At 40.7% G+C, this 6,631-nt stretch carries 8 protein-coding genes and 1 tRNA gene; 5 read left to right on the top strand and 4 right to left on the bottom strand.

The features are described from left to right. Positions 1 to 90: 90 nt before the first annotated feature. The 4 genes from NTV63_03870 to NTV63_03885 form a co-directional block, all read right to left on the bottom strand. The gene (locus NTV63_03870; GenBank protein ID MCX6710059.1) at positions 91 to 282 is read right to left on the bottom strand and encodes a hypothetical protein; all 192 of its coding nucleotides are present in this window, start codon (positions 280 to 282) and stop codon (positions 91 to 93) included. A gap of 5 nt (positions 283 to 287) precedes the next feature. Continuing rightward, positions 288 to 1,268, bottom strand: coding sequence for a hypothetical protein (locus NTV63_03875; GenBank protein ID MCX6710060.1), 981 nt, complete (start codon positions 1,266 to 1,268; stop codon positions 288 to 290). A gap of 148 nt (positions 1,269 to 1,416) precedes the next feature. Continuing rightward, the gene (locus NTV63_03880; GenBank protein ID MCX6710061.1) at positions 1,417 to 1,989 is read right to left on the bottom strand and encodes a Yip1 family protein; all 573 of its coding nucleotides are present in this window, start codon (positions 1,987 to 1,989) and stop codon (positions 1,417 to 1,419) included. Positions 1,990 to 2,161: 172 nt separating this feature from the next. Further along, positions 2,162 to 2,680 (bottom strand): hypothetical protein, encoded by a 519-nt coding sequence (locus NTV63_03885; GenBank protein MCX6710062.1) that lies wholly within the window; start codon positions 2,678 to 2,680, stop codon positions 2,162 to 2,164. A gap of 125 nt (positions 2,681 to 2,805) precedes the next feature. Between NTV63_03885 and NTV63_03890 the strand changes: the two genes are divergently transcribed. From NTV63_03890 to NTV63_03910, 5 genes are all read left to right on the top strand, one after another. After that, positions 2,806 to 4,269: a glycine--tRNA ligase gene (locus tag NTV63_03890; GenBank protein MCX6710063.1), complete on the top strand. Its 1,464-nt coding sequence runs from the start codon at positions 2,806 to 2,808 to the stop codon at positions 4,267 to 4,269. A gap of 85 nt (positions 4,270 to 4,354) precedes the next feature. Further along, positions 4,355 to 4,747, top strand: coding sequence for an SOSS complex subunit B family protein (locus NTV63_03895; protein MCX6710064.1), 393 nt, complete (start codon positions 4,355 to 4,357; stop codon positions 4,745 to 4,747). Positions 4,748 to 4,806: 59 nt separating this feature from the next. After that, a tRNA-Phe gene (locus NTV63_03900) sits at positions 4,807 to 4,880 on the top strand. A gap of 195 nt (positions 4,881 to 5,075) precedes the next feature. Continuing rightward, positions 5,076 to 5,759, top strand: coding sequence for a PIG-L family deacetylase (locus tag NTV63_03905; protein MCX6710065.1), 684 nt, complete (start codon positions 5,076 to 5,078; stop codon positions 5,757 to 5,759). Further along, positions 5,723 to 6,631: glycosyltransferase (locus NTV63_03910; protein ID MCX6710066.1), on the top strand; the 909-nt coding region annotated here is incomplete at its 3' end. The genes NTV63_03905 and NTV63_03910, both read left to right, overlap by 37 nt.

The raw sequence follows: 6,631 nt of genomic DNA on the forward strand, positions 1-6,631 counted from the left end.
ATAACTGGGGCAGCTGCTGTGCTCATGGTGTATCCTGCGTTTTTGCTGAGAAGAAAATTGAATGGGAAGAAAAATAAAATAAAAAAGGTTTTACATCATCTCGCCGATTTCAACTGAGGTTGAGTCATTCAGCATTCCTGCGGCAATCTCATCCTCAATCGCCGGGCTTGCTTCTGATTCAGCAGGGGATGGAGTTCCCTTTCCGTCTGTTTTTACATTTGCGCACCCTGTAACAAGCGCAAGCGCAAATATTGCAATTAAAATCAGTGCAGCATATCTCATCTTGTTCACCTCTTACCATTCCCGTTCCCGCTCATTTTCTCAAGATTCTCGCTTCTCTTTTCAGCTGAATCGCTGAGATGCTCAAGAACCCTTGCAGCCCTGGAATTTCCATTTTCTTCTGCCTTGATGCTCTGGTTTTCCAGCCTTTCGCTTCTCTCCATTTCCCTTTCGCTCATTCTCTCAAGACGGTTTGAGATTATTGCACTGTTTGCTGCATCAACATGCACAGCTCTTTTTGATTCGCTTTCCTTAATCTTCTGCCTTGCTTCATTCATTTTTTTTGCTGAGATGCTTTTCAGCGCCTCTTTCAGGGATTCCATGACGTCCTTAATCGTTGCATTTCCGCTCTGAACAAGCTTAATTAAGTTCTCATTTGAAAGCCCAAGCCTCTGAAGGGTTTCATTCAGGTATTGGGCATTGAATTCGTGCTTAGCATCTCTTATTGCCTTGTTGATTTTCTGAAGCTCATTTTCGTCCAAATCCTTAATCTTCTTTGCAACTTCAGCCCGCTCTCTTGGAAGCATAAGCAGTTTAGCATATTCCCTGAATTCTTTTGAAAGGGCTATTGCATCATGCTTCATGTCCACAAATTTCTGGGCAAGCTCTGAGCCTTCGCCGGATGTTGGAGCGCTCTTAACTTCATCAAGCAAAAGCTCCATCTCATCAAGTATCCTGTTCAGATGGGTAACATTCAGGCTTGAATTCCTTGCAGAGATTATCTCAACTATGTTTTCTCCAACAAGGATGTTCCTTGAGATTGACTTTTCAAGCTCAAGAAGCCTTACCATCGCGCCATATGGGCTTGCCATCGGCTCAATCTCAAGCTCTTCTGTCTCATTGATGCCAAAAAGAGCTTCATTCTCTTCATTTTCTTCATCAATGTCGTTGTTTTCTGTGCTGTTATCCTCATTTGCCTTTGCAAAAAGCGGCAAAAGCGCCACTGCCAAAAGCAGGATTGCAAAAACAGCAAATGTTTTTTTGTTCATATTTTTCAAACCTCCAAAAATGCCCATTTGATGAGCAATAAGCATAAGTAAGATGGAACAACCCTTTAATTTTGCCCGGAATTAGCCGGAACACGCCGGAACACATGCATTTAACGAAGCTTACTCACAAGAAAGCAAAATATTGGTATTACATCACATTCATTCCGAAAGCAATCAAAAAGGATAACGGTACATATATTATTATATCTGCTAATACACTTGCCAAAATCGCTTTTCCCATACTAATTTGGTGTAGCTTGCTTACCCCCAATGATTGAAGATAAAGCCCATAAATTAAAATGAACAGATTAACAACGCGCATTCCCATTAACCAAGAAAAAGGAGTTACAATATAACCAACCGCCTTAGGAGTTACACTATAACCGACTGCCTTATATGTTTCGGCAAAAGTTCCTTTTCCCTTAAACATTTTAATAAATAAATGAAGTAAAGCAGAAGTAAGGAAAGTGCCCAAAAAAAGCGGAAAGAAAACACTAATTGTATTTCCTAACAACCTAATTACAACAGGCAAACCTAAATCACCACTAGATTTAGCAAAATTTAAAGATATGAATACTATCAAAAAATATAAAATTGCTGACAGGTTCATAAGAATAATCAAATAAACTAATGTTTCTTTAATGCCTTTCTCGTCATATACATCAGACCAAAAAGCGTTTGGATGGAATAGAATGTTTTTGAGTTTACTTATGAACTTCATATTTTTTATGTGTTTAATATGTATATAAATCTTTCTTGCCTCAAAAATTTTATTTGAAAATAACTGATTCAAGATTTGCGTTGAATCTAATTCCCGGAAAGATAGAAAAACCATTTAATTTAATACGGAACACGCCGGAACTCCTTTTTTTTAATGGATTTTCGCCTATTTTTCAATTTTTATTTTCATTTTCAGGGCTTTTGCTTTTCTTTTCAAGCCTTCTTGAAATCAGGTATAAAATCAATCCTGCAGCAATCAAGGATGAAAAAATAATAAATGAAGTGTATCTGAAATCCTTCTTTTCAGAGATTCTGTATTGGATTGCGATTGAAAACTTCTGGAGATGCCCGATCCCTATAACAGATATTCTCCCTCCTGAGTTCTCAATCCTTACAGGATTCTCAGCTTTGATGTAGTTAATTGAGGCGCCAGCAGGAAGGATGACTGAATATATGTAATCGCTGAAGTTCTCTGGAAAGCTCATGTTGAAAAGCCAGTAAGCCCCGTTTTTTGAAGTGAAACTGTTGCTTTCGCTTACTGAAAGAATTGGATGATTTGTTGTGCCTGAAACCAGCGCCCTTCCAGAAGAATCAATTGATATTTCAACATCTGCGTAATAATTCGCAGGAACTGCAATCGGGAGGGCAAGCAGGAGGAATAACATAAACAGGATAATCTTTTTGCTTTGCATTTCAATCTGAAAAATATTAATCGATTATTTATACATTGCGATTTTAAAATAATCTGCCAGCCAAAGAAAAATATTTATAAACAACGCTGAAATCTTAATCCTTATTATTCAAGGTGCAAAGCGCAATGGCAAATGAAAGGATAAAAAGCATCGCTGACATGGCGGTTTTCTGCAAGAAAAAGGGATTTGTTTTCCAAAGCTCAGAGATATACAACGGATTATCAGGGTTCTGGGACTTAGGACCATTAGGGGTTGAACTTTTCAATTCAATAAAGGCAAGCTGGTGGAAGAACTTTGTGCACAACAGGGAGGACATGATAGGAATAGACGCAAGCATAATATCTCATCCCAGGACATGGAAGGCGTCATGGCACTTAGACAGCTTCAGCGACATCTCAATCTCATGCCTGAAATGCAAGAAAATCAACAAGATTGACAAGTCAGAGATTGGAAAGGCAAGGTGCGAATTCTGCAATGGCGAGCTTGACAGGAATTCAGCAAAGGAAATAAAGCTTCTCTTCCCGGTTTCAATAGGTTCAGATGGAATGACTGCATACTTAAGAGGGGAGACAGCCCAGGGCATGTTTCTTAATTTCAAGGCAGTATCAGAAACAATGAGAATGAAGCTTCCTTTCGGAATTGCCCAGATAGGAAGCTGCTTCAGAAACGAGATTGCTCCAAGGGATTTTCTTTTCAGGTGCAGGGAATTCCACATAGCAGAGTTTGAATTTTTCATACATCCAAATGAGAAAAAGTGCCTCCTCTTTGATGACGAGCACAAAAAAACTGAAGTCCGGCTGCTTGATTTAGAAACCCAGGATGCAGGAAAGAGAGAACTTAGGAAAGTCACAATCGGGAAGATGGTAAGCGAGGGCAGGCTTGACGAGTGGCATGCATACTGGCTTTCAGAGCAGATTAAATGGTACCTCTCAATAGGGCTTGACCCTGAAAAGATAAAAATAAGGCAGCATGTGAAAAGCGAGCTTTCGCACTACTCCTCGGCAACTTTTGATGTCGACTATGAATACCCGTTCGGCTCAAAGGAACTAGGCGGGATTGCAAACAGGGGGCAGTATGACTTAACACAGCATGCAAAAGAGAGCGGGGAAAGCATGGAATACTTTGATGAGCCGACCAAGTCAAAAGTAATACCGCGGGTTATTGAGCCCACTTTTGGAATGGAAAGGGCATTTCTTGCAGTTCTTGTAAACGCTTATGAATATGATGAGGGAAGAGGAAACATTGTCCTGAGGATAAAGCCTGAGCTTTCGCCGATAAAAGTTGCGGTATTCCCGCTTCTCTCAAACAAGGAAGAGCTTATTTCACTTTCCTCAAAAATTTACAGGGAGCTCCTGAAGGAGTTCAACTGCATATATGACAAATCAGGCTCAATCGGAAGAAGGTATGCGAGGCAGGACGAGATTGGAACTCCTTACTGCATAACAGTTGACTTTGACAGCCTTGAAAAAAATGACGCGACAATAAGAGACAGGGACTCAACAAAGCAGGCGAGAGTCAGGATTGACAAGCTGAAGGAAACAATAAGAAAGCTCATATCAGAAGAAATAAGTTTTGAAGGGATTCCCTAAAAAATATCTTTTCTTTTTTGTATAATTCCCAGCCCTCTTAAAGAAGCAATAGATTTATAAATACCCTCTTGATTTCTGAAAAGCTATGAAAATCAGCGAAATAAAACCAGGACAGGGAAAGATTGACATCAGCGGCGAAATAACTGACAAGAGCGGAATCAGGGAATTCACCAAATTCGGGAAGAGCGGAAGGGTTGCAAACGCCACCATAAAGGACGAATCAGGCTCAATAAGCCTCACCCTATGGAATGATGACATTGAAAAAGTCAATGAGGGCGACATTGTCAAGATAGAGAACGGCTATGCAAACGAATGGCAGGGGCAGGTTCAGCTTTCCACAGGAAAATTCGGGAAGCTTGAAATAGTCAGCAAGTCCGAAAATGCATCCCCCCCGGAAAAGGCATCCAAAAAGCCAAAGGAAGAAGAAGAAAAACCTGAGGACACCGAAGAGGAAGAATTCGGAGAAGAGGATCTTTAAACCTGCATTTCCAAAAAGTTTATAAGCAATTTGACAATTTTTAAAATTCATCCCAGATTGGGTCGGTAGCTTAGCCTGGGAGAGCACTACGCTGAAGACGTAGGTATCCGGGATTCAAATTCCCGCCGACCCATTTTTTAATTCTTTCAAAGCAGAAAAGAAATACTCATAAAGCGGGAAAAATCAGAGTTCTCATCATTTTTAGTATAGCTTTTACTAAAAGGTATCTGCCGACCCATTTTTCTATTCATAATAATTTTTTATAATTCATATTCACAAAAAACCTTAAAAGAAAATTATTAATACTAATTAATTTCTTTGCTTCATTATGGCAGATGAAAAAGCGCCAAATGAGAAAACCGGGCTCAGGGAGGATACTGTCCTGGTCATATGCGCCCATCCTGACGATGAGGTTTTCGGGGCAGGCGGGACAATAGCGAAATACGTCAAAGAGGGGAAAAGGGTAAAGACAATAATATTCTCATACGGCGAAAAGAGCCATGTCTGGCTTCAGAGAAAAGTCACAGTCCAGATGAGGGTTAAGGAGTCCAAAAAGGCAGATGAGATTCTGGGATGCAGCGAGTCAGTGTTCTTCGGGCTTGAAGAGGGAAAAATACTCCTGCAGATAAAGGAGAAGAAGCTGGAGAAGAAATTGAAGGAGATTGTGGAAAAGGAAAAGCCCTATAGGATATTAACGCACTCATCAGAGGACCCGCATCCAGACCACAGGGCAGTATACAAAACTGTTTTTAATGCTGTTGAAGCTGCTAAGATTGACCCGGAAATATATGTTTTTGACATATGGAACCCCATTGACATAAAAAACAGGGAAATGCCAAAGATGTATGTGGACATATCAGGCACATTCGGAACAAAGATGAGGGCATTGAATATATTCAAGAGCCAGTTTATTTCAATGCTTTTTCTGATGCCGGGAGTTGTGATTTCAGCTTTTTTAAACGGGATAAACGCTGAATGCAGGTTTGCAGAGAGGTTTTACCGGGCAAGGTAAGAAGGAAGATGGAAAAAAAGAGGCTTTTGATTGCAACAGACACCTTCCCTCCAAGGGTGGATGGGGTCAGCAGATTTGTCACTGCAATAGTTCCAGAGCTCAAAAATGAGTTTGACATAACAATCCTTGCCCCAAAGTTCGGAAAGGAGATGCCCGTGCTTCCGGAATTTGAAGGAGTTGAAATAATCGGCTTTCCAGTTCACAAAAAAATGCTTGGCGATTTCAACCTTGCCGCGCCAAAAATCTCAACAATCTGGAAAAAGGTAAGGGAGTCAGACATAATATTCTCGCAGTCCATTGCGCCGATAGGGATTTATTCAATAGCGTGCGCACGGCTTCTCAGGAAAAAGATTGTAATATTCACCCACGTGATAGAGTGGCAGGTTGCCCTGAAAAATGTGGGATTCAGGGGAATAATGGGCTCAGTCACAAAATTCATAATAATACTCCTCTCAAGGATAATATACGGAATGTGCAACCTGATAATCACGCCAAGCAATGAAATTTCTGAGATTTTCTCAAACAGGGGGATAAGGACACTAAAAAAGGTAATCCCTCTCGGAATTGACAGGAAAAAATTCATTCCTCCGAAAGACAGGCGCCTTGCAAAGATGGGCTTAGGGATAAATCCTGAAAACATTGTAGTGGGATACTGCGGAAGGCTTTCCAAGGAAAAAGACCTTAAAACCCTTAACCGAGCTTTCAGGAAAGTCAGGAAGAAAAACAGAAACATAAACCTCCTTGTGGTGGGCGACGGGCTTGAGGAAATAAGAAGGATGTTTGTAGGAAGGACAGGAGTGCATTTCCTTGGGATAGTGAGCAATACTGTTCCCTATTACCAGGCGATGGACATATTTGTCATGCCATCCCTC

It is taken from the genome of Candidatus Woesearchaeota archaeon (assembly GCA_026394965.1).
In the GTDB taxonomy this organism is placed as follows: Archaea; Nanobdellota; Nanobdellia; order Woesearchaeales; family 0-14-0-80-44-23; genus JAPLZQ01.

Excerpts from the sequence above, each read along its gene's own strand:
- NTV63_03870 (MCX6710059.1), bottom strand. The coding sequence starts at position 282 with ATGAGATATGCTGCACTGATTTTAATTGCAATATTTGCGCTTGCGCTT.
- NTV63_03875 (MCX6710060.1), bottom strand. The coding sequence starts at position 1,268 with ATGAACAAAAAAACATTTGCTGTTTTTGCAATCCTGCTTTTGGCAGTG.
- NTV63_03880 (MCX6710061.1), bottom strand. The coding sequence starts at position 1,989 with ATGAAGTTCATAAGTAAACTCAAAAACATTCTATTCCATCCAAACGCT.
- NTV63_03885 (MCX6710062.1), bottom strand. The coding sequence starts at position 2,680 with ATGCAAAGCAAAAAGATTATCCTGTTTATGTTATTCCTCCTGCTTGCC.
- NTV63_03890 (MCX6710063.1), top strand. The coding sequence starts at position 2,806 with ATGGCAAATGAAAGGATAAAAAGCATCGCTGACATGGCGGTTTTCTGC.
- NTV63_03895 (MCX6710064.1), top strand. The coding sequence starts at position 4,355 with ATGAAAATCAGCGAAATAAAACCAGGACAGGGAAAGATTGACATCAGC.
- NTV63_03905 (MCX6710065.1), top strand. The coding sequence starts at position 5,076 with ATGGCAGATGAAAAAGCGCCAAATGAGAAAACCGGGCTCAGGGAGGAT.